We start from the raw sequence: 26659 nt of genomic DNA on the forward strand, positions 1-26659 counted from the left end.
CGACCGGCCCTGCGGACCGCGCGGCGCCCCCGCCCGGGCCGACCGTGCCGCCCGCGCCTGCCGCGCGGGCCGAGGCGGGGCCGGTGCCACCCGCGCGGAGGGACGCTGAGCCGACATCGTCCCCGCCCGCGCCACCCCCTCCCGCGGACCCCGCGCCGCCTGCTCCGGGTGCTTCCGTGCCCGCCGATCCTGCGGCGCCCCCCGGGCCTCCGGCCGGGGAGGCCGCGCCGTCCGTTCCAGCTTCGCGGGGGGTGGCGCCGGTGCGGACGACTGCCGATCCGCCCGCCCCGCCCGCACCCGCGGCCGCGGGCCCCGCTCCGGCCGACCCCGCGGGCTCCGCGGACCCCGACGACGGCGGGCCTCCGCCCGCCACTCTGCGGCTGCGGCACGTGTCCGCCACCGACACCGTCACCGACGCCGACTGGGCCGGCCGCCGTGCCGGGGCCTTCGTCGGGGGCGGGCCGCCCACCTACGAGGCGGAGCCCACGACCCTGCCCGAGGTCGCGCCGGCGGCGCTCGGGGAGCTGGTGCCCGACACCGTTCTCGACGGCGCGCGCTACGGGTCCTTCACCCTCCGCACCGCCGCCACCCGCGGCGACAGCCCCCGCTACCGCGGCGAGCTGCGCCGCGACGCGGTCCTCACCGCCCGCTTCGGCGGCGGTGACGACGCGCTCGTGTTCGTCGCCGTCGCCACCGGCGCCCGCGGCGTGCCCCGTACGGACCGGGCCGCCGCCTCGCTCGTGCGGTGGATGGGCGAGGCCGTGGGCCGCAGCCGGGCGCGGCTCTCGGAGGACATCCGCACCGGCCGCCGCGCCGCGCTCAAGGGCGGTCTGCACCGGCTCACGGGACGCACGTACGGGCTGATGCGCGCGCAGGCGGAGGAGTTCGGCGTGGATCCCGCGGGGTACTCCGCCGGGCTGCGCTGCCTGCTGCTGTCCGCCGACCCCGGCTGCCGTACCCGGGTGTTCTTCGGTACCGGGCCCGGCGGCCTCTTCCGGCTGCGCGGCGACGAGTGGCAGGACCTGGAGCCCGCCCCGCCGGCCGACGACGAGGACGGGAAGGGCGGCGGGGAACCGGCGGAGCGGCCCGGCGCGCCCGTCGATCCGCGGCTCACCGTCGACCTCGGCGCCCGCCCCCCGCGCCGCGACCCCGCCGGGCCGCCGCCGCCCGGCTTCGGTGCCCCCGGCTCGGCGCCGCCGCCCGGCGGCCCGCCCGGTGCCCCGCCCGGTTTCGGCGCGCCCGTGGCGTCGCCCGGCCCCGGGGAGCCGGCGCCGTTCGCGTTCCGGGCGTCCGAGGGGCGGCCGGGCGACGTGCTGCTGCTGTGCAGCCCCGGGTTCGCCGAGCCGCTGCGCGGGGCGCCGGGGCTGGCGGCGGAGCTGGCCGAGCGGTGGCGCGGCGGCCAGGCGCCGCCGGGGCTCGCCGCGTTCCTTGAGGACGTCCAGCTGCGCGCCAAGGGCTTCGCCGACGACCGTACCGCCGCCGCCCTCTGGGAGAGCTGAGCCGGGGGCCCGGCGCCGCCGGGCCCCGTACCTCACCGTACGGGCCGCATCCGCAGCGTCAGGATCTGGAACGGGCGCAGCCGCAGCTCCACGCCGCCGTCCCCGTCCGGGACCGCGGCCCCCGCCGCGTCCGGCTCCAGCGGGCGCTCCAGCAGATCCGTCACCTGTACGTCCCGCACGGCGAAGGACGTCGTCAGCCTCCCCGACGCCCGCCCGCCGCGGGACTCGTACAGCCGCACCACCACGTCCCCGCCGCGGTCCTCCGCCGGCTTGACCGACTCGACCGTGATCGCCGGGTCGCTCACCGACACCAGCGGCTCCCGCGCTGCCGTGCGCGCGGGCCGCAGCGGCAGGTTCAGCGCGAGGCCCTGCGCGACCGCCGCGCCCACGTCCGCGCCCGGCAGCAGCGCGTAGCGGTAGCGGTGCACTCCGAGGTCCGTCTCCGGGTCGGGGAACCGCGGCGCGCGCAGGATCGTCAGCCGGACCGTCGTGCCCAGGCCCGCCCCGTGCGGCTCCCGGGTCACGTCGTGGCCGTAGGTGGCGTCGTTGAGGAGCGCCACGCCGTACCCCGGCTCGCCGACGTGCAGCCAGCGGTGCGCGCAGACCTCGAACTTCGCCGCGTCCCAGCTGGTGTTCGCGTGCGTCGGCCGGTGCACGTGCCCGAACTGGATCTCGGACGTGGACCGTTCCGCGTGCACGTCCAGCGGGAACGCGGCCTTGAGGACCTTCTCCTGCTCCCGCCAGTCGACCTCGGTGGTGAAGTCCACCCGCCCGCTGTCCGCCGCCAGGCTGATGTCCTGCACGATCCGCGACCGGCCCACCGCCCGCGTCACCCGCACCGCCGCGCGCAGCGGGCCGGACTCGGTGACCGCGACCGACTCCGCCGCCACGAGGTCGGTGCGGGTGCGGCGGTAGAACTCGTCGATGTCCCAGGCGTCCCACCGGTTGGGGTGGTCGGGGTGGAGCTGGAGCAGGTTGGCGCGGGCGCCCGGCGCCAGCACCTCGCGGCCGGCGGTCAGGTCCCGTACGGAGGTCAGCAGCCCGTCGCCGTCGACGACGACCCGCAACAGCCCGTTGTCCAGCACCGTACCGTCGCCCTCGGACGTCACCACCACCGCGCGGCCGCCTGCCGTGCCCACCGTCCCGGCGCCCAGCCCCGGCGCCCGCACCCGCGCCAGCGACCGCCCGTCGCCCGCCGGCTGGGTCACCGCCTCCGGCGGCAGGGCGGCCGCTTCCGCCGCGGCCAGCTCCACGACCTCGTCCCGGTCGTACGGCGAGGCGTTCAGCGCGGCGACGCCGCCCGCGGCGCCCAGCGCGGCGACCGCCGCCGCCGTGATCCCCGCCAGCTCCTCCCGCACCGCCGCGTAGGTCTCCGCCGCCTCCCGGTGCACCCACGCGATCGACGACCCCGGCAGGATGTCGTGGAACTGGTGCAGCAGCACGGTCTTCCAGATCCGGTCCAGCTCCTCGTACGGGTACGCGTACGCCGGGTCCGCCAGCGCCGCCGCCGTCGCCCACAGCTCCGCCTCCCGCAGCAGGTGCTCGCTGCGCCGGTTGCCGCGCTTGGTGTCGGCCTGGCTGGTGTACGTGCCCCGGTGGAACTCCAGGTACAGCTCCCCGGACCACACCGGCGCCGCCGCCCCGTACTCCTCCTCGGCCGCCGCGAAGAACTCCGCGGGCCGCGCCACCTCCACCCGCGGCGAGCCCTCCAGGGACCGCAGCCGGCGCGCCTTCTCCAGCATCTCCCGCGTCGGCCCGCCGCCCCCGTCGCCGTACCCGAACGGCACCAGCGACATGCTCGCCCGCCCCTTGTCGGCGAAGTTGCGCTCGGCGTGCGCGAGTTCGGCGGCGTGCATGGTCGCGTTGTACGTGTCCACCGGCGGGAAGTGGGTGAAGACGCGGGTGCCGTCGATGCCCTCCCACCAGAAGGTGTGGTGCGGCATCTTGTTCGTCTGGTTCCACGACAGCTTCTGGGTGAGGAACCAGCGGATCCCCGCCAGCCGCGCGAGCTGTGGGAACGCCGCCGTGTAGCCGAAGGAGTCCGGCAGCCACACTTCCTGCGTGTCCACGCCGAACTCCTCGGCGAAGAACCGCTTGCCGTGCACCAGCTGGCGCGCGAGCGCCTCGCCGCCCGGCATGTTGGCGTCGGACTCCACCCACATCGAGCCGACCGGCACGAACCGGCCGGCGGCCACGGCGGCGCGGATGCGCTCGTAGAGGTGCGGCTGGTGCTGCTTGACCCAGGCGTACTGCTGCGCCTGCGAGCAGGCGAAGACCAGCTCCGGGTAGTCCCCGGACAGCGCCAGCTCGGTGACGTTGGCGAACGTCCGGGACGCCTTGCGCACGGTCTCGCGCAGCGGCCACAGCCAGGCGGAGTCGATGTGCGCGTGGCCGGTGGCGTACGCCCGGTGGGCGCTGGCCGCCGCGGGCCGGGCCAGCGCCGGGGCCAGCGCCTCGCGGGCGGCGGCGGCCGTGCCGGGCACGTCGTGCAGGTCGAGCACGTCGAGCATGCGGTCGAGGGTGTGCAGGAGGTCGTGCCGGCGGCTCCGGTCCGCGGGCAGCTCGTGCATCAGCTCGGCGAGCACCTCGATGTCGAGGACGAGATGCCACACGTCCTCGTCGAGGACGGCGAGGTCGGCGGAGCGGAAGGTGTAGAGGGGCGCGTCGCCCGCGGTGCGCAGCTCGCCCAGCAGGGTGGGCGTGAAGTCCTGGAGGACGGCGGGGTTCGCGGCGGCCTCCAGCAGCAGCCGTACGGGCTCGCCGCCGGCCGCGGGGGAGGCGACCGGCACGTGGCGGTTGCGCGGGTGGACGCCCTTGACGGGCACCCCGGCCGCGTCGTACACGAGGCCCTCGGCCTGGAACCCGGGCATCTCGGCGCCGAACCCGGGGTCGATCACCGCCTCGACGCGCCGTCCCGCCCAGCCCGCCGGCACGGTGCCGGTCAGCCGGAACCAGCTGGTCGACCACGGCGGCCCCCAGCGGGTGCCGGCGGCGAAGGGCTCGTACTCCTCCGGGGGCACCTTCAGCGCCTCCGCCGCGGGCACCGGCTCGCCGGGGCGGTGCCACACCGACAGCTCCAGCGGGACGCGTGCGGTGTACTGGGCGGGGCGGATGAACTGGCGCAGCGCGCGCTCCAGGCGGCCCTCCGCCAGTCCTCGCTCGTCGTGCATCGCGGCTCCTCACAGTCGTCGCTGTGATCTGCCTAACCCGCGCGCGGGCGACCGGGCAAGAGGACCCACCTCCCCGGGCGGCGGGGGAACACCGTCAGCGGAGCTGGTTCTCCATGGCCGTGAGCTTCTGCTCCAGGGTGTCGAGCGGGGCCGCGAGCTCGTCGTCCGGTACGGGCCCGGCACCCGGCCCTGCGCCCACGCCCGGCCCCGCGCCCGTGACCGGCTTCCCGCCGCCCACCGCCTGCCGGGACCGCAGCGGCAGCCGCGCCGCCTCCGGGACCGGCTCCGGCGTCAGCGCCACCGGCGGCTCGGCGCGCGCCGCGGTCAGCTCGCCCGGGACCAGCGCGCGGTGGTGCTTGCCGAGGGCCTTGAGCCGGGCCCGCTCCAGCCGGGCCTGCTCGCGCTCCTCGGCCCGCCGGCGGGCCTCGTCCCGGCTGTCCCGGCGCACCTCGTCGACGGCCTCGTCCAGCGTGCGCACGCCTTCGAGGAGCATCAGCGACCACGCCCGGAACGTCTCGCGGGGCGCCCGCAGCCAGCGTACGAACCGGATCTGCGGCAGCGGCCGCGGCACGAGCCCCTGCTCGCGCAGCGCCGCGCGGCGGGTCTGCTTCAGCGCCCGGTCGAAGAGCACCGCGGCGGACAGCGACATGCCCGCGAAGAACTGCGGGGCGCCCGCGTGCCCGGTGCCGCGCGGCGCGTGCACCCAGTTGAACCAGGCCGCCGCGCCCGCGAACGTCCACACCAGCAGCCGGGAGCCGAGCGCCGCGTCGCCGTTGCTGGCCTCGCGCACGGCGATGACCGAGCAGAACATGGCGGCGCCGTCGAGCCCGAACGGGACCAGGTACTCCCAGCCGCCGGACAGGCCGAGGTTCTGCCGGCCGAAGCCGACCAGGCCGTGGAAGGAGAGCGCGGCGGCGACCGCGGCGCAGCAGAAGAGCAGGAGGTACGCGAGCGTTCCGTACATCGCCTCCTTGCGGCGGCGGCGCTGCTCGCCCGCCTCCCAGGAGTCCGCGGGCTCGTCGGCCCGCTGCCGGCCGCGTACGACGACGGCGACGGCCGCGAGCAGCCCGAGCAGCAGCACGGCGGCCGGGAGGGCCCAGCTCAGCGATATCCCGTTGAATCCCATCGGATGTCCCTTGCCTCGCGCGATGACCGGTGACCGGTGACTCGTGTTTCGGGCACCGATACTCGCGGAACTGCACGGCGATTCCGGAGGAAACGAAATCAGCCACTCAAAGGGGTGGCTTGCGGGCTAAGCGCTTGCGGCGAGGCGGGCGACGCGCTCCGAGTCGCAGGTGCGGGGGCAGGTGACGCAGGTGTCCTCGGGCCGCAGCGTGTAGTACATGCAGCAGCTCGCCCGGTCCCGGGTGGCCAGGGGCTCCCCGGCCGGTCCGGTGAGGGTGCGGAAGGCGGCGCCGCCGCGGTACGGGGCGGTGGCGGGCCCGGTCCCGGCGCCGTTCCCGGGGAGCAGCAGCCCGGTCTCGGCCATCGCCCGCTCCTCCTCGCCCAGGAGGCTGCCCAGATACCACAGGCCCTCGACGATCTCGTCCGTCGCCATCCCCCACAGGGCGCGGGGCCCGCGGCGCATCCGCGGCCCGAACGCCGCGAGCACCGGCTCCAGATGGCCGGCCACCGCGCCCCGCACCTCGGCGCGCAGCGCCTCCTCGCCGGCGACGACGCGGGCGCCGGGCAGGCCGGCGGCGGGGTCGTCCGGCAGGCAGGCGAACCCGGCGCCGCGGGCGGCGACGCGGGCGCGGCTGCCGTCGGCGTTGCGGTGCAGCGCCACGGCGTCCAGCGGCAGGCGGGGCACCCGGCGCAGCAGGAACCAGGGGAGGGTGACCAGCAGGCAGGCGGACCAGGCGTAGCGGTGCAGGCCGAAGCTGGCCACGACGTCGGGGCGGGCCTCCTCGCCGTAGGTGCGGCGGACCTGCCCGGCGTCCCAGGCGAGGAAGTCGTCCAGGACCCCGCCGCCGGCGGCGAGGTCCGCGGCGGCCACCCAGCCGGGCCCGGCGGGCAGCGGGTCCGCGGGGCCGAGTTCGGTGACGGCCAGGAACGGCAGGACCTCGGTGAGCCGCGTGTACGCCGCGGTGAGCGGCGTGCCGCCGGCGGGCCGGGCGCGCGCGGCGCTCGGCGGGCCCGGCTCGCGGGGCTCGCTCGGGGCACCGGCGTCGTCGAGCGGCTGCGGCACTGCGGGTGCGGACATCGGTGCGGTGACCACCCTGGGCTCGGCGGGGCGTGGCGTGTTCTCGACCCGTCGACGGGTTGAGGTAAGCCTTACCTTAACCGTCTTGATCCCGGGGTAGGCAAGGGGCACCGGGTTATGGTGTGGCGCGGAGATCGCCCGGCGGGCGTACTTCTGGGGCGAATCGGGAGAAAACAGTGGACGAGGCGGGGCTCACGCCGGCGGCGGCGCGCCACCCCCGCGCGCGGGCCCGCGTGCGCCGGCACTCGGTACGCGACCAGGTGCTCGACGCGCTGCGCACCGCCGTACTCCGCGGCGAGCTGCGGCCCGGCGACGTGCACTCCGCGCCCGCGCTCGGCGAGCGCTTCGGCGTCTCGGCGACGCCGGTGCGCGAGGCCATGCAGCAACTCGCCGCGGAGGGCGCCGTGGAGATACTGCCCAACCGCGGCTTCCGGGTGCTCGCGCCCAGCGCCCGCGACCTGGCCGAGCTGGCGGAGGTGCGGGCCCTGCTCCTCGTACCGCTGCTGCACCGGCTGGCGGCCGGGCTGCCGCCGGAGCGCTGGGTCGGCCTGAGCCGGCTGGCGGCGGACGACGCGGAGTTCCACGAGGCGCTGGTCGCGCTCTCCGGCAACCGCCAGCTGGTCCGCGTCGCCGGCGAGCTGCGGGCCCGGGCCCGGCGCGCGCCGGCGCCGCAGGCCCGCCGGCAGGCGCTGGTCGACGCGCTGGCGGCGGGCGACACGGCGGCGGCGGAGGCGGTGCTGCGGGAGCTGCTCGGCCCCTAGCGGCGCCCGAGCCAGGCCAGCGAGGTCACCCGGTGCTCGTTCCCGCCGCCCTCGTGGCCGTTCCACGGGTAGACCTCGATCTCCTTCGGCCCGCTCCAGTGGTTGTACGAGGCGAAGACCGTCGACGGCGGGCACACCTCGTCCATCAGCGCCACCGAGTACAGCGCGGGCATCCGCGCGCGGGCCGCGAAGTTGAGCCCGTCGAAGTACGACAGCGTCCGGAACACCCGCTCGTCCGCGCCCCGCTGGGTGGCCAGGTACAGGACCAGCTCCTGGTACGGGTCCTTGTCGGTGATCGTGACCGCCCGGCGGAAGTGGTTGAGGAACGGCACGTCGATCATCGCCGCCCGCACCTCCGGGTGCAGCCCCGCGACCGCCGTGGCGATCGCGCCGCCCTGGCTGCCGCCGCTGACCGCGATCCGGTCGGCGGCCACCGCCGGGTGCGCGGCGGCGGCGTCGACGGCGCGCACCGCGTCGGTGAAGACCCGGCGGTAGTAGTACTCCGCGGGGTCGAGCACGCCGCGCGTCAGGAAGCCGGGGGTCTGCGCGTTGCCCGTGCCGTACGGGTCGGGGGTGGAGCCCGCGTTGTTGCGGTGGGCGGCGCCCTGGCCGCGGGTGTCGACGACGAAGACGGCGCGGCCGGCGGCGGGCCAGAACAGGTGGTCGTGCGGCAGCCCGCGGCCGCCGCCGTAGCCGATGTAGTGCATGACGCACGGCACCGGCCCGTCGGCCCCGCGCGGCAGGACGAGCCAGCCGGAGATCCGGTGGCCGCCCCACCCGGCGAAGGACACGTCGTGCACGTCGACCGCCGTCAGGTCCGTCGGGTACGGGCGGAACTCCGGGGCGAGGCCGCCCGCGGCGGACTCCGCCTCGGCGAGCGTAGCGGTCCAGAAGGCGTCGAAGTCGGCGGGCTCCTCGCGCTCGGGGCGGTAGTCGCGGAGTGCGTCGAGGGGCATGTCGAACAGGGCCATACGGTGCTCCAGTCGGTGATGACGGTGACGGGGACGGTGACGGGGAACGCGGTGCGGTGACGCGGTGCGGGCGCGTCCGGGGGAGCGGTTCGGGGCGGGCGTACGGGACGGTCACGGCGTGCGGGACGGCGGCGGGCCCGTGGACTCGCGCACCGTCAGCGTCGTCGCCAGCTCCACCTGCTCCGGCTGCGCCGCGCCGCCCTCGCCGTGCAGCCGCAGCATCCGGAACGCCGTCGCCGCCATCGCCTCCAGCGGCTGTACGACGGTGGTCAGCGGCGGCGCCGCCCACGCGGCCACCGGGGTGTCGTCGAACCCGGTGACGCTCACGTCCGCCGGTGCCCGCAGCCCCCGTTCCGCGAGCGCCTGCAGCACGCCGAACGCCTGCCCGTCGTTCGCCGCGACGACCGCCGTCGGCGGCTCGGGCAGGTCGAGCAGCGCCAGCGCGCCGGCCCGGCCGTCGGGCGCGAAGAAGTCGGCCCGGCGGATCAGCTCCTCCGCGACCGGCAGCCCGGCCTCCAGCAGCGCCGCGCGGTAGCCGTCGAAGCGGGCGCGGGCGGACCAGACGCCGAGCGGGCCGGTGACGCCGGCGATGCGGCGGTGGCCCAGCTCGATGAGGTGGCGGGTGGCGGCGAGGCCGCCCTGCCAGTTCGTACAGCCCACGGAGCGGATGCCGGGGCCCGGCTCGGCCGGCGGGTCGATGACGACCAGCGGGATCCGCTTCGCCGCCAGCCGCGCGCGGGTCTCGGCCGCCGGCACCTGGTGGACGAGCAGGACGCCGTCGCTGCCGCGCGCCATGATGCGCTCAAGGGTGTGGCGCAGGACGTCCGCGCGGTCCGGCACGCTGTCGATGACGATCCGGCAGTCGGCCTCCGCCCCGGCCTCGACCGCGCCGGTGACCAGCGCGTCCGCCCACGGGCTGTTGAGGCTGCCGATGACGAGGTCGACGACGCCGGAGCCGCGCGAGGGCCGGTACCCGTGGTCGGCGAGCAGCCGGGCGATGCGCTCGCGGGTGGCGGGGGCCACGTCGGTGCGGGCGTGCAGGACCTTGGAGACGGTCGACACCGAGACACCGGCGCTGGCGGCGATGTCGCTGAGGGTGGCTTGTTCGGGAGGCATGCGGAGTCCTTTTCGAAAAACTCCGGCCAGCCTGCCCGGCTACTTCCGGCGACGTCAAGGGTGTTGACGGAGGTCTGCGCGGCTTCTAGCGTCATGAAGCGAGCGAAAAATTGTCGAAAACCACCGCGGAGGAGACCATGAGCCCGTCCCTGGGCGTGCAGCTCTACACCGTTCGCGACGAGATAGCCGCCGACCGCCCCGGCACCTTCGCCGCGCTGGCCGGCTTCGGCTACCGCCTGGTCGAGTGCCACGACGTGCTGACCGACCCCGAGGCGCTGCGGGCCGACCTGGACGCGGCGGGCCTGGCGGCCGGCTCCGTGCACGCGCACGTCCTCGCCGGCCCCGAGAAGGCCGAGGCCGCCTTCCGGGGCGCGCGCACGGTCGGCGCCGACACCGTCTTCGTGCCGTATCTGCCGCCGGAGCGGTTCGCCGACGCCGACGGGGTACGGGCCGTGGCCGGCGAGCTGGCCGAGGCCGCGAAGCGCGCCGCCGGGCACGGTCTCGCGCTCGGCTACCACAACCACGAGTTCGAGCTGTCCCGGTCCGTCGCCGGCGTCCCCGCGCTGGAGGTGCTGGCCGGGCTGCTCGCCGACCTGGACGCCGCGGTGGAGTTCGAGGTGGACACGTACTGGGCGGCGGTCGGCGGCCAGGACGTGCCCGCGCTGCTCGGCCGCCTCGGCGACCGCGTCACGCACCTGCACATCAAGGACGGGCCGGTCACCAAGGACGACCCGATGACCGCGGTCGGCGCCGGGCGGATGCCCGTCGAGGCCGTGCTCGCCGCGGGCGCGGGCGCCCGCCGGCACATCGTCGAACTCGACGCCTGCGCCACCGACATGCTCACCGCCGTCCGCGAGAGCCACGACTGGCTGGAGGGGAAGCGCCGATGACCGCCACGGAACCCCTCGGCGTCGCCGTGGTCGGCTGCGGCACGATCAGCGACCAGTACCTGACGAACCTCACCGCCTTCCCCGACCTGCGCGTCCTGTTCTGCGCCGACCTCGACGCCGGGCGCGCCGCGGCGCAGGCCGCCGCCTACGGCGTACCGGGGCACGGCAGCACGGCGGACGCCCTCGCCCACCCGGGCGTCGAGCTGGTCGTCAACCTCACCCTCCCCGCCGCGCACCACGACGTCGCCGCGGCGGCGATCGACGCCGGCAAGCACGTGTGGAACGAGAAGCCGCTGACCCTCGACCCGTCCTCCGGCGCCAAGCTCGTCGCCCGCGCCGCCGGCGCCGGCGTGCGGCTCGGCTGCGCCCCGGACACGTTCCTCGGCGCCGGGCTGCAGACCGCCCGCCGGCTCCTCGACGAGGGCGCGATCGGCGCCCCGCTGAGCGGGCTCGCGCTGATGCAGACCCCCGGCCCGGAGTCGTGGCACCCCAGCCCCGAGTTCTACTTCCTGCCCGGCGGCGGCCCGCTGTTCGACATGGGCCCGTACTACCTCACCTGCCTGGCCGCCCTCTTCGGCCCGGCGGAGCGGGTCGCGGCGGTGTCCCGCAGGGCGCGCGAGACCCGGGTGATCGGCTCCGGGCCGAAGGCCGGGACCGAGTTCCCCGTCGAGGTGCCCACGCACGTCGCCGCGCTCCTCGACTACGCCGCGGGACCGGCCGCCTCCCTGGTGGTCAGCTTCGACTCCCCGCTGAACCGGCAGGGCTGGGTGGAGATCACCGGCACCGAGGCCACCCTCGCGCTGCCCGACCCCAACCACTTCGACGGCACGCTGCGGCTGCGCCCCGCCGGCTCGGACGAGTGGACGGAGATCGCGTCGGCGGGCGCCACCGCGGGGCGCGGCATGGGCGCGCTCGACATGGCCCGCGCGCTGGCCGCGGGCGAGCCGCACCGGGCCTCCGGCGAGCTGGCGCAGCACGTGCTGGAGACCATGGCGGCGATCGAGCGGTCCGCGCGGGAGGGGGAGTTCACCGCGGTCGGGGGCGCCGGGTTCACCGTGCCGGCGGCGCTGCCGGCGGACTGGGACCCGGCCGTACGGACGCGCTGACCTCCCCGCGGGGCGGGGCGGGCACCCGGCGGCGCCGCCGGGTGCCGCGTGACCGCGGGCGCGGCGCGCCGCCCGCCCGGCCCGGGCGGGCGGCGGGGGCCGGTCAGCGGGACCACGCCGGCGCCCACGTCCCCCCGGCGTCCGCCGGGGCGTGCCGGGTGCTGTGCGCCGCCACGTGGTCGCGCAGCAGGGCGAGCGCGGGGTGCGCGTTGTCGGCGTGCCAGTGCAGCAGGTGCGGGTAGACCGGCGTCGGGTCGCGCAGCGGGATGCGGCACAGGTCGTAGCCGACGGGCCAGACGAGCGGGGTCCGCTCGCTGAGGAAGGTCGCCACCGTCGCGGACCCGGTGATCGTGTCGAGCAGGCTCTCGACGCCGAAGTCCGGGCCCACCACGTCGAGGACGAAGCCGAACTCCGCGGCCATGTCCGCGTAGTACGCGGCCCACTCGGTGCCCGGCACGTTGCCCGGCATCCAGATCCGGCGCCCGGCGAGCTGCGCCGGCGTCACCGAGCGGGCGCCGGCCAGCTCGTGCGCGAGGCCGGTGACCAGCTGCATCGGCTCGTACGTCGCGTGCCCCACGGCGACGCCGTCCGGCAGCTCCCGGCCCGGCGGCGGCAGCGTGCGGAACGTCGCGTCGATCGTGCCGTCGCGCACCGCGGCCACGGCCGGCCCGCCGCCGTAGACCGTGACGACGTCCAGCTCCACCTCCGGGTGCGCGCGGTGGAAGTCGCGCACCAGCCCGGCGGTCGCGACCCGCCGCCCGACCACGTCCACGCGCAGCGCCCGGCTCCCGGGCCGGACCGAGGCCGCGGCCCGCTCGGCGGCCCGCAGCAGCGCGCGGGCGTGCGGCAGGAACGCCTGGCCGTCGATGGTGAGCTTCGCCCCGCGCGCGGTGCGGGTGAACAGCCGTACCCCGAGGCCCTTCTCCAGCCCGGCGATGCGCTTGGAGACGGCCTGCTGGGTCAGCCTCAGCTCGGCCGCCGCCTCCTGGAACTGGCCGGTGTCGGCGGCGGCGACGAAGGTGCGCACGGCATCGAGGTCCACCCCGGCACCCTAGGCCGTCTCCTCCTCCCCGTACGTGCCGAGCCCCGGCGTGCGCGGCGGCACCGGCGTGGACTGGACGATCGAGGTGGTCGTCTGGCCGTGCAGCAGGAAGCGGTCGAGGACCTCCTCGAAGGTGTCGAGGCCCGTCGCGTGCACCTTGAGCAGGAAGCAGTCCTCGCCGGTGATCCGGTGGCACTCGCTGACCTGCGGCAGGCTCCGCGCCAGCGCCGCGATCCGGGGCAGCTGCCCCGGCCCCGGCCGCACCCGGACGTACGCCGAGACCGGATACCCCAGCGCCGCCGGGTCGACGTCGAGGCGGTACCCGCGGATCACCCGGGACTCCTCCAGCCGCCGCACCCGCTCGCGGGCGGTGGGCACGGAGACACCGGTGCGCCGGGCCAGTTCGGCCGTCGACAACCGGGGGTCGGCGTCGAGTTCGGTGAGGATCGAGCGGTCGAGTGCGTCCACCGTTTCACTCTCGCACAGCGGATGCCCGTTTCGTACGCCGAAGGGGAAAGCGATCGGCCGACGTGTTTTCCGGTCCGTCATGGTCCGCGGCGGCGCGCGTTGCGACGATTCCCCCGTGCCCGACTCCCCGCCCCGCAGCCCCGCCGGCGCCGCCGGCCGGGCCGCCCGCGCCGCCGAGCGCGTACCGCCGCCGGCGTTCCTCGTCTCCTCCGCCGTCTTCCACTACCTCGGCCCGGCCTGCGCCGTCCTGCTCTTCGCCCGGCTCGACGTGCTCGGCGTCGCCTGGCTGCGCATCGCCTCCGCCGCGCTGGTCTTCGCCCTCTGGCGGCGGCCCTGGCGCGACTGGCGGGCCGCGAGCCCGCACCAGCGGCGGCTGCTGCTCGCGCTCGGCGCCGTGCTCGCCACCATGAACTGCACCTTCTACCTGGCCCTGGAGCGGCTGCCGCTGGGGACGGTCGGGGCGGTGGAGTTCCTCGGCCCGGTGGTGCTGGCCGCGGCGGGAGCGCGGACCCGGCGGAACGCCGCCGCGCTGGCGCTGGTGCTCGCCGGCGTCGCGCTGCTGACCGACGTGCACCTCGTCGCCGAGCCGCTCGGCCTGGCGCTGGCGTTCGGCAACTGCGCGCTGTTCGTGCTCTACGTCGTCCTCGGCCACCGGCTCGCCGCGGACGGCGGCGCCTCGGGCGTGGGGCGGCTCGGCGCGGCGATGCTGGTGGCGGCGCTCGTCGCGGCACCGGCGGGGGTCGCGGACGCGGCGGCGGTGGTGACGTCGCCGGTGCTGCTGGCGGCGGCGTTCGGGGTGGGGGTGTGCTCGTCGGTCATCCCGTACGTGTGCGACCAGCTCGCCATGGCGCGGGTGCCGCGGGCGACGTTCGCGCTGATGCTGTCGCTGCTGCCGGCGACGGCGGCGCTGATGGGCGCGGCGGTGCTGGGCCAGGTGCCGGGACCGGCGGAGGCCGCGGGTATCGGGCTGGTGGTCGCGGGGGTCGCGGTGCACCGGGCGTAGCCGCGTACCGAGCGGGCCGGAAGACGGCCGGAAAACGCCTGTGTGCGGGCCCGCCCGCCCGTGGTACGGAACCGGGCCGGCCCTACGCGGCCCGGCGCCGCCGCACGATACGCCCCCGGGGTCAGCCTTCCGGCTCCGTCCGCGCCGCCGGCACCCGCCGCGGCTCCTCGCCCAGCTGCTCCGCCAGCCACGACGGCACCCCGTCCAGCAGCCGCACCAGCCGCGTCGCCTCCGCCCGCAGCCGCGCCGCCTCCGCCTCCGGCTCCACGTCGGCCAGCGCCATCAGCGCCGGCGCCGTGCCGACCAGGTACCCCAGCTCCTCGCGCAGCCGCAGCGACTCGGCGAAGCCGTGCCGCGCCTCCGCCAGGTCGCCCTCGTCGGCCGCCAGCGCCGCCAGGTGCCGCCAGGTGAACGAGACCAGCAGCCGGTCGTCCCGCTCCAGCGCCCCCGTGTGCGCGCGCCGGAACGCCGCCTGCGCCGCCGTCGCGTTCCCCGTCAGGTGCTGGGCGACCAGCCCGCGCCGGAAGTCCAGCATCGGCCGGTGCGCCGACGCGGGCGGCAGCAGCGCCGCGGCCCGGCCGAGCGCCGCGCGCGCCTCGTCGGAGCGGTCGCGCTCCTGGAAGAGGGTGGAGGCGTACGCGAGGTACCCCCGCTCGCACGCCGTGACGCCGCGGTTCTCCCCGTCCGTCGACAGCGCCTCCGCGTTCCGCACCGCGTCCTCGGCGCGCTCCCACCCGGCCGCCGTGAACATGCACTGCTCGACGAGCAGCGCCGCGCGCCGCTGCGCCGCCTCGGCGTCGGCCCCGGCGGCGTCCTCCAGGAGCGCCGCGGCGTCGTCCCAGCAGCCGCGCGAGCGCAGCCGCCAGATCGCCCGCTCCAGCGGATCGTCCGAGATCGCCGATTCCGACCGTGCCATGGCGGTATCCGCCACTCCTGCCTCCCCAACGCGCCGTCGAGCCAAGGAACAACGCTGCCCAGTGTGAGTCGAATCTCAGCATGAAGTCTGCCCTGGGCCAAGGTCCCGCGTGAACGACTTCACAAGATCTTGGCCAACACATTGCCGGGCACCCGGCCCGCGGCGGGCGAGAACGCGCCGTGCGGACGGCGCCGTTCAGCTCATGCGCAGGGCGAGGAAGAAGTCGAGTTTGTCCTCCAGCCGGGACAGGTCCCGGCCGGTGAGCTGCTCGATGCGGCCCACCCGGTAGCGCAGCGTGTTGACGTGCAGGTGGAGGCGGGCCGCGCAGCGGGTCCAGGAGCCGTCGCAGTCGAGGAACGCGGCCAGGGTCTCCACCAGTTCGGCGCGGTGGCGGCGGTCGTACGCGCGCAGGGGGTCCAGCAGGCGGGCGGTGAACGCGCGGCGTACGTCGTCCGGGACGAAGGGGAGCAGCAGCACGTGGGAGGCCAGTTCCTCGTGGCCCGCGGCGCAGACGCGGCCCGGGCGGGCGGCGGCGACGCGGCGGGCGTGGCGGGCCTCCTCCAGGGCGCCCCGCAGGCCCTCCGAGGAGTGCACGGCGGCGCTGACGCCGAGCGTGAGGCGGCCGTCGTCGGCCAGCCCGCGGGCCAGCGGCTCCCGGACGGCGGCGAGGAGCGCGTCGGCGCGCAGCCCCGCCGCGCCGGCGGCCGCTCCGGACGCGCCGGCGGACGCCGCGGCGGCGCCGCGCCCGCGCCCGCGGGCGGGCGGCCCGTCCGGGGCGCCCCGGCCGCCGCCGGGCGCCTCGCCGGCGCGGTCCGCGCCGCGGCCGCCGTCCGCGCCTCCGGTGCCCTCCGCCGCACCGCCCACGCCCCGGCCGCCCGCCCCGGGCGCGCCCGAGCCGACGGCCCCGGCTCCCGCCTCCGGCGACCCCGCCGCCCGCGCCGGCAGCGGCACCAGCGCCACCGCCTCGTCCCCCTCCACCGCCACCGCGATCCGGTCCCCGGCCCCCGCCCCCGTGTCCGCTGCCGTCCCCGCCTCCCGGTCCGGGCCCGCCAGCAGCTCCTCCAGCATTGCCCGCGCCACCGGCCCGCCCGCGATCCCCGGCTGCCCGGACGGGACCTCCCAGTCGACCCGCGCCACCACCACCTGCCACCGCGGCGCCGTCCCCGCCCCCGGCAGCAGCACCGGCACCGCCCCCCGCAGCCGGGCCGCGATCTCCGCCGGCTGCGCCCCGGCCCGCACCAGCTCCAGCACCTCCCGCGCCAGCCGCCGCCGCTCCGCCCGCGCGCCGTCGCGCCGCTCCCGCTCCGCGGCGATGAGCCGCGTCACGCCGTGCAGCAGGTCCAGCCGCTCCGGCGGCCACTCGCCGGCGTCCGCCGCCACCGCCAGCAGCCAGTCCGACAGCACCGTCTCGCGCGGGTCCCGCCCCTCGCCGCCGACCGGGAACAGGGAGTACGTCACGCCCGACCCCGGGGGCGTCACCCGGTGCGGCGCCGGGCGGCCGCCGCGCTGCGCGGCCAGGTGCTCGCCGGCCAGCCACGCCGTCAGCCGCGCGGGCAGCCGCCCGCCGGCCGGCTCGGCCGCCCCCGGCGCCCCGGAGGCGGTGCCGGCGATCAGCCGGCCGGTGGGTGAGAGCACCCAGGCGCGCAGGTCCAGATCCGAGCCGAGCAGGTCGAGCACGACGTCGGGGCCGCCGCCCGCGGGCCCGGCCGACATCAGCCGGCGGTGCCGCTCCACCACGGCCGCCAGGTCGCCGGCCCGCTCGCCGGAGACCTGCCGTACGACGTGCTCGGTGATGGTGGCGAAGGCGACGTCCTCGTCCACCGCGAACAGCGGCAGCCGGTGCCGCGCGCACGCGCGCACCAGGTCCGCCGGCACCCCGGCGCCCGGCAGCTCCGCCTCCCCCGCCGCCAGCCCGGCGACGCCGGCCGCGGCCAGGATCCGTACGAAGGGCTCGGAGTCCTCCGGGCCGTGCCGCCAGGCGAGGCCGGTGAGCACCAGCTCGCCGCCGGTCAGGTAGCGGCCGGGGTCGGTGAGGTCCGTGGTCATCACGCCCCGTACGGTGCGGTCCAGCTCGTCCGCGCCGCCGAGGAGCGTCAGGCCCAGCGACGCGGAGTCCAGGAGTGCCCGCAGCCTCATGCGCGTTCCCTTGCTGTCGGTCGTGCGTCGGGCCGCCCGCCGCGGCCTGCGCGCCTCGGCGGGGGGCGAGGGATGTCCCGCACAGAATGGATGCCCAGGCGTTCGTTCGAATCTACAAGAAGCGGGTTCTGGCCAGCCCGTTGCTTCATGGTTTCCGTGACTGCACCCGGACGGCGGCGTTTCTGTGTACTTGGGCCACGTTCCGTCAACAGCTCAAGCACACGCCCCTACTTTCGAGGGAAAGCCGAGAGCATCCATGGACTTCCTGCGCCCCGCCGGCTGGGAGGACGCGCTCGCCGCCAAGGCCGAGCACCCGGCGGCCGTGCCCATCGCCGGCGGCACGGACCTCATGGTCGAGATCAACTTCGACCACCGCCGCCCGGAGTACCTGCTCGACCTCACCCGCGTCGCCGAGCTGCGGGACTGGGAGGCCGGCGCGGAGACGGTGCGGCTGGGCGCCTCCGTGCCGTACGCGCGCATCGTGGCGGAGCTGGGCGGGCCGCTGCCCGGGCTGGCGCGCGCGTCGCACACCGTGGCGTCCCCGCAGATCCGCAACCGCGGCGGCGTCGGCGGCAACCTCGGCACCGCCTCCCCGGCCGGCGACGCGCACCCGGCGCTGCTGGCCGCGGGCGCCGAGGTGGAGGTCGAGTCCGTACGGGGCAGTCGGCGGATCCCGGTCGACGAGTTCTTCACCGGCGTCAAGCGCAACGCGCTCGCGCCCGACGAGCTGATCAAGTGGGTGCACATCAAGCGGGCCACCGGGCCGCAGGAGTTCTCCAAGGTCGGCACCCGCAACGCGATGGTGATCGCGGTGTGCGCCTTCGGCATCGCGCTGCACCCGGACACCCGCACGGTCCGTACCGGCATCGGCTCGGCCGCGCCCACGCCCGTGCGCGCCGCCGCCGCCGAGGAGTTCCTGACCGCCGCGCTGGCCGAGGGCGGCTTCTGGGACAGCGGCCGGGCCCTGCCCCCGGCCCTCGCCCGGCAGTTCGCCGAACTGGCGGCGGGGGCCTGCAACCCCATCGACGACGTGCGCGGCAGCGCGCGCTACCGCAGCCACGCGGTCGGCGTCATGGCCCGCCGCACGCTCGGCTGGACCTGGGAGTCGTACCGCGCGGGTGCCACCGCCGGGGAAGGAGCCGCGTGATGCGGGTGACGTTCACCGTCAACGGCCGCGAGCAGCGGGCCGACGACGTCTGGGAGGGCGAGAGCCTGCTGTACGTGCTGCGCGAGCGGATGGGTTTGCCGGGCTCGAAGAACGCCTGCGAGCAGGGGGAGTGCGGCTCGTGCACGGTACGCCTGGACGGCGTGCCGGTGTGCGCCTGCCTGGTCGCCGCCGGGCAGGCCGAGGGCCGCGAGGTCGTGACCGTCGAGGGCCTGGCCGGGGAGGGCCTGTCGGCGGTCCAGCAGGCGTTCGTGGACGCCGGCGCCGTGCAGTGCGGGTTCTGCACGCCGGGGCTGCTGGTCGCCGCGGACGACCTGCTGGAGCAGAACCCCTGGCCGATGGAGCCGTCGGACGCCGACATCCGCGAGGGCCTCTCGGGCAACCTGTGCCGCTGCACCGGCTACGAGAAGATCCTCGACGCGGTCCGGCTGGCCGCCGCCCGCCGTGGCGAGGGGGTCTGATGGCCGAGGTCACCCGCGTCCCGACCAGCCTCACCCAGGGCTCGCAGACCGCCGGCGGCATCGGCGAGTCGAAGCTGCGCCCGGACGGCACCCTGAAGGTCACCGGGGAGTTCGCGTACTCCTCCGACCTGTGGCACGAGGACATGATCTGGGGCCACACGCTGCGCTCGCCGCACGCGCACGCCGAGATCGTCTCGATCGACATCTCCGCCGCGCTCGCCCAGGCCGGGGTCTACGCCGTGCTCACGTACGACGACCTGCCCGCGGAACAGAAGAACTACGGTCTGGAGATCGCCGACACCCCGGCGCTCGCCGCCGGCCGGGTGCGGCACCACGGCGAGCCGGTGGCGCTGGTCGCCGCCGACCACCCGGAGACCGCCCGCCGGGCCGCGGCGAAGATCCGGATCGAGTGGCGGGAGCTGCCGCTCGTCACCGACGAGGCGTCCGCGCTCGCCCCGGACGCGCCGGTGCTGCACCCCGGCCGCGCCGACGGCTGCGCCGACGGCAAAAAGCAGCACGTACCGCACCCGAACATCGTGCACCGCCAGCCGATCGTCCGCGGCGACGCCGCCGCGGCGGCCCGCCGGGCCGACCACATCGTGACCGGCGAGTACGAGTTCGGCATGCAGGACCAGGCGTTCCTGGGCCCGGAGTCCGGCCTCGCGGTGCCCGCCGGGGACGGCGGCGTCGACCTGTACGTCGCGACCCAGTGGCTGCACGCCGACCGCCGGCAGATCGCGCCGGTGCTCGGGCTGCCGGAGGAGAAGGTGCGCATGACGCTCTCCGGCGTCGGCGGCGCGTTCGGCGGGCGCGAGGACCTGTCGATGCAGATCCACGCCTGCCTGCTGGCGCTGCGCACCGGCAAGCCGGTGAAGATGGTCTACGACCGCTTCGAGTCCTTCTTCGGCCACGTGCACCGGCACCCGGCCCGGATCCGCTACGAGCACGGCGTCACCGCCGACGGCAGGATCACCCACGCCCGCTGCCGCATCGTCCTCGACGGCGGCGCGTACGCCTCCTCCACCCCGGCGGTCGTCGGCAACGCGGCGTCGCTGTCCATGGGCCCGTACGTCGTCGAGGACGTCGAGATCGAGGCGCTCGGGCTCTACACCAACAACCCGCCGTGCGGCGCGATGCGCGGCTTCGGCGCCGTCCAGGCGTGCTTCGCGTACGAGGCACAGATGGACCGGCTGGCCGCGGCGGTGGGCATGGATCCCGTGGCGTTCCGGCAGGTGAACGCCATGGCGCAGGGCTCACGGCTGCCGACCGGGCAGCTGGTCGACTCCCCGGCGCCGGTCGCGGAGATCCTCCGCCGCGTCCAGGCCCGGCCGCTGCCGCCGGAGCGGCAGTGGGAGAGCGCCGGCGGCGCGGCGGACGTGCGGGCGCTGCCCGGCGGGCTGTCGAACACCACCCACGGCGAGGGCGTCGTCCGCGGCGTCGGCTACGCCGTCGGCATCAAGAACGTCGGCTTCTCCGAGGGCTTCGACGACTTCTCCACCGCCCGGGTGCGGCTGGAGGCGGCCGGCGGGGAGCCGGTGGCCACCGTGCACACCGCGGCGGCCGAGGTCGGGCAGGGCGGCGTCACCGTGCAGGCGCAGATCGCGCGCACCGAGCTGGGCGTCGCGCAGGTGGTCATCGCCCCGGCCGACACCCGCGTCGGCTCCGCCGGCTCGACCTCCGCCTCCCGGCAGACGTACATGACGGGCGGCGCGGTACGCAACGCCTGCGCGGCGGTGCGCGAGCAGGTCCTCGCCCTCGGCCGGCGCAAGCTCGGCACGTACCACCCCGCGTGGGCCACGGCCGAACTGCTGCTGGAGGGCGGCAAGGTCGTCACGGACGGCGGCGAGGTCCTCGCCGGCCTGGCCGACGTGCTCGACGGAGAGCCGCCGATCGAGGTCGAACTGCCCTTCCGGCACCGGCCGACCGAGCCGTTCGACATCGAGAGCGGCCAGGGCTTCGGCCACGTCCAGTACTCGTTCGCCGCGCACCGCGCGGTCGTCGAGGTCGACACCGAGCTGGGCCTGGTCAAGGTCGTCGAGCTGGCCTGCGCCCAGGACGTCGGCCGGGCGCTCAACCCGCTGTCCGTCGTCGGGCAGATCCAGGGCGGCACGACGCAGGGCCTGGGCGTGGCGGTGATGGAGGAGATCGTGGTCGACCCGGCGACCGGGCGGGTGCGGAACCCGTCGTTCACCGACTATCTGATCCCGACGATCCTCGACACCCCGGCCATCCCCGTCGACGTCCTCGAACTGGCCGACCCGCACGCGCCGTACGGCCTGCGCGGCGTGGGCGAGGCGTCCACGCTCTCGGCCACCCCGGCGGTGCTGGCCGCCATCCGCCAGGCCACCGGTCTGGCGCTGACCAAGGCCCCCGTACGGCCGGAGCACCTTACCGGCACCTAGTACCCGTCGTACCCGTCCCTCGTCTCGGGCCGTCCCCCGGGTCGTGCAGCACCACCTCATCCCAAATCCCGCGACCGCGGGTGCCCCTGTGAACCTTGGGAGAACGCATGACCCAGTCCTCCGTCGGCCGGCGCGCCGCCGCGCCGGCCGCGAAACCCGGAGCCGAACCCCCGCGCGGCACGTCCTGGCTCGACCGCTACTTCGAGATATCGCGGCGCGGCTCCACGGTCGCCCGCGAGGTGCGCGGCGGGCTCACCACCTTCATGGCGATGGCCTACATCCTGCTGCTCAACCCGCTGGTGCTGGGCGGCGAGGACGCCGCGGGCCACGTGCTCGCCCCGTCCGGCCTGATCACCGCCACGGCGCTGGCCGCCGCGGTCACCACCCTGCTGCTGGGGTTCTTCGGCCGGGTGCCGCTGGCCGCGGCCGCCGGGCTCAGCGTCTCCGGCGTGCTGGCCAGCCAGGTCGCGCCGCAGATGACGTGGCCGCAGGCGATGGGCATGTGCGTCGCGTACGGCGTCGTGATCATGCTGCTGGTCGTCACCGGGCTGCGCGAGATGATCATGAACGCGATCCCGACGGCACTCAAGCACGCCATCACCATGGGCATCGGGATGTTCATCGCGCTGATCGGCCTGGTCAACGCCGGATTCGTGCAGGCCGGCGAGGCGAAGATCGTCACCCTGGGGGTGAACGACCAGCTCCGCGGCTGGCCCGTGCTCGTCTTCTGCCTCACCCTGCTGCTGATCTTCATGCTCCAGGCGCGCGACGTGCCCGGCGCCATCCTCATCGGCATCGTCACCGGCACGGTCGCCGCCGTCGTCGTCAACGCCGTCGCCGACCTCAAGCCGTCGGCGTGGGCGAACGGCCGCGCGCCGGAGCTGCCGGCCGGCGGCGTCACCTCGGCGCCCGACTTCAGCCTCCTGGGCGAGGTGTCGTTCCGCGGCTGGGGCGACGTGGGCGTGCTGACCGTCAGCATGATCGTCTTCACCCTGGTGCTGGCCGGGTTCTTCGACGCGATGGCCACCATCATCGGCGTCGGCACCGAGGCGCGGCTCACCGACGAGCGCGGCCGGATGCCGGGGCTGTCGCGGGCGCTGTTCGTCGACGGCGCCGGCGGGGCGATCGGCGGGACCGCCGGGGCGTCCGGGCAGACGGTGTTCGTGGAGTCCGCCACCGGCGTCGGCGAGGGCGCCCGGACCGGGCTGTCGAGCGTCGTCGTCGGGCTGCTGTTCGCGCTGGGGCTGCTGTTCACGCCGCTGGCGCAGATCGTGCCCGGCAACGTGGCCGCCGCCGCGCTGGTCGTCATCGGCGCCATGATGATGGCGAACGCCCGGCACGTGGACTGGACCGACCGGGCCGTGGCCGTCCCGGTGTTCCTGACGGTCGTGCTGATGCCGTTCACGTACTCCATCACCGCGGGCGTCGCCGCCGGCGTCATCTCGTACACCGCGATCCGGGCCGCCCAGGGCCGGTGGCGCGAGCCCGGCCCCTTCATGTGGGCCCTGACCGCCGTCTTCGTCGTCTTCTTCGCCCTCCACCCGATCGAGCAGTGGATGGGTGTCACCTAGGAACAGCGGCCCTCGTGAGGAGCTGATCAGCATGCTGGACATCGCCGCCGACCTCATCCGGTGGTGCGCCGAGGAACGTCTCTTCGCCGTCGCCACCGTCGTGCGCACCACCGGCTCCGCGCCGCGCGGGCCGGGCGCCGCGCTGGCGGTGGACGCGGCGGGCACGGCGGTCGGCAGCGTGTCCGGCGGCTGCGTCGAGGGCGCGGTGTACGAGCTGTGCCGCCAGGCCGTCGAGACCGGGGAGCCGCTGCTGGAGACCTTCGGCTACTCCGACGAGGACGCCTTCGCCGCCGGCCTCACCTGCGGCGGCGAGATCGACGTCCTCGTCGCGCCGGTCACCCCGGGCGGCCCCGCCGCCGATGTCCTGCGCACCGCCCTGACCGCCGCCGCCGAGGGCGCCGCCGCGGCGGTCGCGCGGGTCGTCGCGGGCCCGGCCGCGCTGCTTGGCCAGGCGCTGCTGGTACGCCCCGGCGGCGCGTACGAGGGCCGCCTCGCGGGCCCGCTGCCCGGCCTGCCGGACTGGGACGGCGCCGCGCTGGAGCGCACCGCCGCCGCCGAGGCCGCCGCGCTGCTCGACGCGGGGCGTACCGGCAGCGTGACGGTCGGCGCGGCGGGCGCGCGCTGCGGGGAGCCGGTGACGCTGCTGGTGGAGGTGAGCGTGCCGGCGCCGCGGATGGTGGTCTTCGGCGCGGTCGACTTCGCGCACGCGCTGGTCCGCGTCGGCACGTTCCTCGGCTACCGGGTCACCCTCTGCGACGCCCGCCCGGTCTTCGCCACCGCCCGCCGCTTCCCGGAGGCGGACGAGGTGGTGGTGCGCTGGCCGCACGAGTACCTGGCGGACGCCGCGGCGGCGGGGGAGCTGGACGGGCGCACGGTGCTGTGCGTGCTCACGCACGACCCGAAGTTCGACGTGCCGCTGCTGGCGGGCGCGCTGCGGCTGCCCGTGGCGTACGTCGGCGCGATGGGCTCGCGCCGTACGCACCGGGACCGCGAGCGGCGGCTGCGGGAGGCGGGCGTGACCGACCTCGAACTCGCCCGGCTGCACTCGCCGATCGGGCTGGACCTCGGGGCCCGGTCGCCGGAGGAGGTCGCGGTCTCGATCGCGGGCGAGATCGTCGCCGCCCGCCGGGGCGGGACGGGGCTGCCGCTGACGGGCGGGCACACGCCGATCCACCCGGAGCCCGGCCGGGCTGCGGGGGAGGCCGGGCGGATCGGGGACGCGGCCTGAGGGGTGCGGGGCGGGCGGGCCGGGCACCGGCCCCGGCTCAGCGCAGTTGCAGGTCCACGAGCACCGCGCGGTGGTCGGTGCCGGCCAGTTCGGGGAAGTCGATGGCCGTGGGGCTCAGCCGGTCGCTCAGCAGGACGTGGTCGATCTGCGTGCCGAAGAGCGGCGTCGTCGAGGCCGGCCAGGTGGGGGTGCGGGAGCGGCCGAGCAGCATGGCGCTGTCGCGCAGCCCGGTGTCCAGGATGTCGCGGAACGCCTCGTGGTCCTGCGAGGCGTTGAAGTCGCCGCCGAAGACGGCGGGCGCGTCGCCGCGCGCGGCGGCGGCGTCCCGCAGGTACCCCAGCTCGGCGCGCCAGGCGTCCATGGACCCGGGCGTCGGCGGCATCGGGTGCACGACCTGGAGCCGCAGCCGCTCGCCCGCGACCCGGGCGGTGGCCGCGGGCATCGACAGCGTGCCGCGCACGCCGGGCTCCGCGGCCAGCGGGTAGCGGCTGAGGATGGCGGAGCCCTCGGCGGGGTCCCCGGAGTCGATGACGCGGTGCGGGTACGCGGCGCGCAGCGCCGGGGCGCGCAGGGCGGCGACGCAGCGGGTGTCGCACTCCTGGACCAGGGCGATGTCCGGCTCGTACGCGCGGAGGGCGGCACGCAGCGCGGGGGTGGCGTCGCCGAACTTGAGGTTGGCGGTGAGCAGGCGGAACTCGGCGCGGGGCGGGGAGGAGGGCGGGTCGGCGGCGGGCTGGTAGGGCCGGACGAACCAGGCGGTGGCGGCGAGCACGACGAGCGCCCACACGAGGCCGGCGCGGCTGCGGGCGGCGGCCATGAGGAGCAGCCCGGCGCCGCCGGGCACGAGGAGCCACGGCAGAAAGGCGGCGAACTGCGGCACGGGTGTCACCCCGTCCGCGCCGACGACCCGGAACCCGACGACGGCGGACACGAGAAGCAGCGGCAGCGCCCCGACGACCGCGAACACCGGCCGCGGCGGCCGTGCCGGGCGGGGGCCGGGCGACGGGCGCCGGGAAGTCCCGCCGCCGCGGTCCGCAGGGTCCGCGGCGGCGGTGCCCCGCTGAGGAGCCGGGCCGGCGGTCGCCACCGCGACGGGTGCGCCATCGGGCTCCGCCGCCCCGGGCGCGTCCGTGGGCGCCTTCGCGGTGGCTGCGGGGCTGTGGGGTGGTGGCGGGCCGGGCTCGGTCTCGGTTGCCCCGGCGTCTGTGCGGGGGCCCGGGTTCGCCGGTTCCCCGCCACCGCGGGCGGCGGCCGGGTCCGGCCCGCCCTCGACCTCGCCCCCGGCGCTCTCCGCGCTCTCGTGCCCTCTGCCGAGCGTCCCCACCGTCTCCCCTGTCGTCGCCTCCGCCCCGATCCTCTCAGCCCGCCCCCGCCCTGCCGCGCCCGCGCATTGCGGACAGGAACTGGCCGCAAGGCCCAGTAGCGTGGCCGCCATGACGCAGACCAGCGGACCCACGGCCCCCACCCTCTCCACCCGGCGCCTCAACCGGGCCCTCCTCGCCCGGCAACTGCTGCTCGACCGCGTCGACATGCCCCTCACCGACGCCGTCACCCACCTGGCCGGGCTCCAGGCGCAGGCACCCCGGCCCCCGTACCACGCGCTCGCCGCGCGGCTGCGCGGCTTCGACCCCGCCGCGCTGTCCGCGCTGCTGGAGCGCCGCGAGGTCGTCCGGCTCGTCACCCTGCGCAGCACCGTCCACCTGCACACCCCCGCCGACGCGCTCACCCTCCGCCCCTTCAGCACCCCCGCCCTGGAGCGCGAGCTGAAGATCTTCAGGAGCCGGCTGGAGGGCGTCGACCTCGCCCGGCTGACCGAGCTGACCAGGGAACTCGCCGACCCCGGGCCCGTCTCGCTGCGCGCGGTCGGCGAGGAACTGCGGCGCGAGTGGCCCGCGCACGACCCGCTCGCGCTCAAGGTCGCCGCCCGCGTCCTGCTGCCCCTCGTGCAGGTGCCGCCGCGCGGGCTCTGGGGGAGGGGCGGGCAGGTCGTGCTCGCCACCGCCGGGTCCTGGCTGGGCGCCGAGCCGGTGACCGACCCCGACGCCGAACCGCTCGTGCTGCGCTACCTCGCCGCCTTCGGCCCCGCGTCCGTGCGGGACATGCAGACGTGGTGCGGGGTCACCCGGCTGCGCCCGCACTTCGAGGCGCTGCGCCCCCGGCTCCGTATGTTCCGCGACGAGCGCGGGACGGAGCTGTTCGACCTGCCCGACGCGCCGCGGCCCGCGGCGGACACCCCGGCGCCCGTCCGGTTCCTGGGGGAGTTCGACAACCTCACGCTCTCGCACGCGGACCGCACCCGCGTCGTGCCGGACGAGTTCCGCCGCCGCGGCCACCGGCGGGACCACGCCTTCGGCAGCTTCCTCGTCGACGGCTTCGTCCGCGGGCTGTGGCGGGTGACGGAGGCGAAGGCGGACCGGGCGGCGACCATGCACCTGGAGACGTTCGCGCCGCTGGCGCGCGGCGAGCGGGCGGAGGTCGAGGCGGAGGCGGCGGGGGTGCTGGAGATGCTCGCGCCGGGCAGCAGCCAGGAGCTGCGGACCGCGGAGGCGGC

At 76.7% G+C, this 26659-nt stretch carries 21 protein-coding genes; 11 read left to right on the forward strand and 10 right to left on the reverse strand.

From position 1 onward, the window contains the following. Positions 1 to 260: 260 nt before the first annotated feature. Positions 261 to 1499: a protein phosphatase 2C domain-containing protein gene (locus tag ACHZ99_RS15635; RefSeq protein ID WP_420305174.1), complete on the forward strand. Its 1239-nt coding sequence runs from the start codon at positions 261 to 263 to the stop codon at positions 1497 to 1499. A gap of 32 nt (positions 1500 to 1531) precedes the next feature. Here the strand turns inward: ACHZ99_RS15635 and ACHZ99_RS15640 are convergent, their stop codons facing one another. From ACHZ99_RS15640 to ACHZ99_RS15650, 3 genes are all read right to left on the reverse strand, one after another. After that, a complete protein-coding gene (locus ACHZ99_RS15640) occupies positions 1532 to 4669 on the reverse strand; it encodes an alpha-mannosidase (protein WP_420305175.1) in 3138 nt (1045 codons plus the stop codon). Between the two features lie 94 nt (positions 4670 to 4763). Further along, the gene (locus ACHZ99_RS15645) at positions 4764 to 5795 is read right to left on the reverse strand and encodes a DUF2637 domain-containing protein (RefSeq protein WP_420305176.1); all 1032 of its coding nucleotides are present in this window, start codon (positions 5793 to 5795) and stop codon (positions 4764 to 4766) included. 126 nt (positions 5796 to 5921) lie between these two features. Continuing rightward, positions 5922 to 6872, reverse strand: coding sequence for a (2Fe-2S)-binding protein (locus ACHZ99_RS15650; RefSeq protein ID WP_420305177.1), 951 nt, complete (start codon positions 6870 to 6872; stop codon positions 5922 to 5924). Between the two features lie 176 nt (positions 6873 to 7048). Between ACHZ99_RS15650 and ACHZ99_RS15655 the strand changes: the two genes are divergently transcribed. Beyond that, positions 7049 to 7633 (forward strand): GntR family transcriptional regulator, encoded by a 585-nt coding sequence (locus tag ACHZ99_RS15655; RefSeq protein WP_420305178.1) that lies wholly within the window; start codon positions 7049 to 7051, stop codon positions 7631 to 7633. On the opposite strand, the gene ACHZ99_RS15660 is transcribed toward ACHZ99_RS15655, so the two are convergent. Beyond that, complete coding sequence (locus tag ACHZ99_RS15660; protein ID WP_420305179.1) at positions 7630 to 8604, reverse strand: acetylxylan esterase; 975 nt, start codon at positions 8602 to 8604, stop codon at positions 7630 to 7632. The two genes, ACHZ99_RS15655 and ACHZ99_RS15660, sit on opposite strands and share 4 nt — an antisense overlap. Positions 8605 to 8715: 111 nt before the next feature. Then, on the reverse strand, positions 8716 to 9720 hold the full coding sequence (locus tag ACHZ99_RS15665; protein ID WP_420305180.1) for a LacI family DNA-binding transcriptional regulator: 1005 nt from the start codon (positions 9718 to 9720) through the stop codon (positions 8716 to 8718). 137 nt (positions 9721 to 9857) lie between these two features. Here ACHZ99_RS15665 and ACHZ99_RS15670 point away from each other — a divergent pair, with 137 nt between their 5' ends. Together ACHZ99_RS15670 and ACHZ99_RS15675 are read left to right on the forward strand one after the other, a co-directional pair. Beyond that, positions 9858 to 10610: a sugar phosphate isomerase/epimerase family protein gene (locus ACHZ99_RS15670; protein WP_420305181.1), complete on the forward strand. Its 753-nt coding sequence runs from the start codon at positions 9858 to 9860 to the stop codon at positions 10608 to 10610. After that, positions 10607 to 11716 (forward strand): Gfo/Idh/MocA family protein, encoded by a 1110-nt coding sequence (locus ACHZ99_RS15675; RefSeq protein ID WP_420305182.1) that lies wholly within the window; start codon positions 10607 to 10609, stop codon positions 11714 to 11716. Before ACHZ99_RS15670 ends, ACHZ99_RS15675 begins: the two co-directional genes overlap by 4 nt. A gap of 103 nt (positions 11717 to 11819) precedes the next feature. Here ACHZ99_RS15675 and ACHZ99_RS15680 read toward each other — a convergent pair whose 3' ends face one another. Continuing rightward, positions 11820 to 12758 carry a LysR family transcriptional regulator gene (locus ACHZ99_RS15680; RefSeq protein WP_420305183.1) on the reverse strand — a complete coding sequence of 313 codons (939 nt, stop codon included), beginning with the start codon at positions 12756 to 12758 and terminating at the stop codon, positions 11820 to 11822. A gap of 9 nt (positions 12759 to 12767) precedes the next feature. Next, positions 12768 to 13226: an Lrp/AsnC family transcriptional regulator gene (locus tag ACHZ99_RS15685; RefSeq protein ID WP_420305184.1), complete on the reverse strand. Its 459-nt coding sequence runs from the start codon at positions 13224 to 13226 to the stop codon at positions 12768 to 12770. A 115-nt stretch (positions 13227 to 13341) separates the two neighbouring features. Here ACHZ99_RS15685 and ACHZ99_RS15690 point away from each other — a divergent pair, with 115 nt between their 5' ends. Then, the gene (locus ACHZ99_RS15690) at positions 13342 to 14229 is read left to right on the forward strand and encodes an EamA family transporter (protein ID WP_420305185.1); all 888 of its coding nucleotides are present in this window, start codon (positions 13342 to 13344) and stop codon (positions 14227 to 14229) included. 121 nt (positions 14230 to 14350) lie between these two features. On the opposite strand, the gene ACHZ99_RS15695 is transcribed toward ACHZ99_RS15690, so the two are convergent. Both ACHZ99_RS15695 and ACHZ99_RS15700 read right to left on the reverse strand, forming a co-directional pair. Next, on the reverse strand, positions 14351 to 15145 hold the full coding sequence (locus ACHZ99_RS15695; protein ID WP_420305186.1) for a hypothetical protein: 795 nt from the start codon (positions 15143 to 15145) through the stop codon (positions 14351 to 14353). Positions 15146 to 15340: 195 nt separating this feature from the next. Further along, positions 15341 to 17281, reverse strand: a complete 1941-nt coding sequence (locus ACHZ99_RS15700; protein WP_420305187.1) for a PucR family transcriptional regulator — start codon at positions 17279 to 17281, stop codon at positions 15341 to 15343. A 256-nt stretch (positions 17282 to 17537) separates the two neighbouring features. Between ACHZ99_RS15700 and ACHZ99_RS15705 the strand changes: the two genes are divergently transcribed. The 5 genes from ACHZ99_RS15705 to ACHZ99_RS15725 all read left to right on the forward strand — a co-directional run bounded on the left by ACHZ99_RS15705 (position 17538) and on the right by ACHZ99_RS15725 (position 24108). Continuing rightward, entirely contained in the window at positions 17538 to 18428 is an 891-nt protein-coding gene (locus ACHZ99_RS15705) for an FAD binding domain-containing protein (RefSeq protein WP_420305188.1), read from the forward strand. Then, a complete protein-coding gene (locus tag ACHZ99_RS15710; protein WP_420305189.1) occupies positions 18428 to 18907 on the forward strand; it encodes a (2Fe-2S)-binding protein in 480 nt (159 codons plus the stop codon). Before ACHZ99_RS15705 ends, ACHZ99_RS15710 begins: the two co-directional genes overlap by 1 nt. Then, on the forward strand, positions 18907 to 21309 hold the full coding sequence (locus tag ACHZ99_RS15715) for a xanthine dehydrogenase family protein molybdopterin-binding subunit (RefSeq protein WP_420305190.1): 2403 nt from the start codon (positions 18907 to 18909) through the stop codon (positions 21307 to 21309). The genes ACHZ99_RS15710 and ACHZ99_RS15715 overlap by 1 nt, the downstream gene beginning before the upstream one ends. 107 nt (positions 21310 to 21416) lie before the next feature. Beyond that, positions 21417 to 22880: an NCS2 family permease gene (locus tag ACHZ99_RS15720; protein ID WP_420305191.1), complete on the forward strand. Its 1464-nt coding sequence runs from the start codon at positions 21417 to 21419 to the stop codon at positions 22878 to 22880. Positions 22881 to 22911: 31 nt separating this feature from the next. Then, on the forward strand, positions 22912 to 24108 hold the full coding sequence (locus ACHZ99_RS15725) for an XdhC family protein (RefSeq protein ID WP_420305192.1): 1197 nt from the start codon (positions 22912 to 22914) through the stop codon (positions 24106 to 24108). Positions 24109 to 24145: 37 nt separating this feature from the next. On the opposite strand, the gene ACHZ99_RS15730 is transcribed toward ACHZ99_RS15725, so the two are convergent. Continuing rightward, positions 24146 to 25075 (reverse strand): endonuclease/exonuclease/phosphatase family protein, encoded by a 930-nt coding sequence (locus tag ACHZ99_RS15730; RefSeq protein ID WP_420305194.1) that lies wholly within the window; start codon positions 25073 to 25075, stop codon positions 24146 to 24148. Positions 25076 to 25532: 457 nt separating this feature from the next. On the opposite strand from ACHZ99_RS15730, the gene ACHZ99_RS15735 reads away from it, so the two are divergent. Next, positions 25533 to 26659: winged helix DNA-binding domain-containing protein (locus tag ACHZ99_RS15735; protein WP_420305196.1), on the forward strand; the 1127-nt coding region annotated here is incomplete at its 3' end.

It is taken from the genome of Streptomyces sp. MAR4 CNX-425, from assembly GCF_048656465.1.
GTDB lineage: Bacteria > Actinomycetota > Actinomycetes > Streptomycetales > Streptomycetaceae > Streptomyces.

What these genes read in the sequence shown, in the direction of transcription:
- ACHZ99_RS15715 (WP_420305190.1), top strand. Translation starts at nt 18,907, where the DNA reads ATGGCCGAGGTCACCCGCGTCCCGACCAGCCTCACCCAGGGCTCGCAG.
- ACHZ99_RS15720 (WP_420305191.1), top strand. Translation starts at nt 21,417, where the DNA reads ATGACCCAGTCCTCCGTCGGCCGGCGCGCCGCCGCGCCGGCCGCGAAA.
- ACHZ99_RS15660 (WP_420305179.1), bottom strand. Translation starts at nt 8,604, where the DNA reads ATGGCCCTGTTCGACATGCCCCTCGACGCACTCCGCGACTACCGCCCC.
- ACHZ99_RS15640 (WP_420305175.1), bottom strand. Translation starts at nt 4,669, where the DNA reads ATGCACGACGAGCGAGGACTGGCGGAGGGCCGCCTGGAGCGCGCGCTG.
- ACHZ99_RS15710 (WP_420305189.1), top strand. Translation starts at nt 18,428, where the DNA reads ATGCGGGTGACGTTCACCGTCAACGGCCGCGAGCAGCGGGCCGACGAC.
- ACHZ99_RS15675 (WP_420305182.1), top strand. Translation starts at nt 10,607, where the DNA reads ATGACCGCCACGGAACCCCTCGGCGTCGCCGTGGTCGGCTGCGGCACG.
- ACHZ99_RS15700 (WP_420305187.1), bottom strand. Translation starts at nt 17,281, where the DNA reads ATGAGGCTGCGGGCACTCCTGGACTCCGCGTCGCTGGGCCTGACGCTC.
- ACHZ99_RS15695 (WP_420305186.1), bottom strand. Translation starts at nt 15,145, where the DNA reads ATGGCACGGTCGGAATCGGCGATCTCGGACGATCCGCTGGAGCGGGCG.
- ACHZ99_RS15650 (WP_420305177.1), bottom strand. Translation starts at nt 6,872, where the DNA reads ATGTCCGCACCCGCAGTGCCGCAGCCGCTCGACGACGCCGGTGCCCCG.
- ACHZ99_RS15670 (WP_420305181.1), top strand. Translation starts at nt 9,858, where the DNA reads ATGAGCCCGTCCCTGGGCGTGCAGCTCTACACCGTTCGCGACGAGATA.
- ACHZ99_RS15705 (WP_420305188.1), top strand. Translation starts at nt 17,538, where the DNA reads ATGGACTTCCTGCGCCCCGCCGGCTGGGAGGACGCGCTCGCCGCCAAG.
- ACHZ99_RS15665 (WP_420305180.1), bottom strand. Translation starts at nt 9,720, where the DNA reads ATGCCTCCCGAACAAGCCACCCTCAGCGACATCGCCGCCAGCGCCGGT.
- ACHZ99_RS15645 (WP_420305176.1), bottom strand. Translation starts at nt 5,795, where the DNA reads ATGGGATTCAACGGGATATCGCTGAGCTGGGCCCTCCCGGCCGCCGTG.
- ACHZ99_RS15725 (WP_420305192.1), top strand. Translation starts at nt 22,912, where the DNA reads ATGCTGGACATCGCCGCCGACCTCATCCGGTGGTGCGCCGAGGAACGT.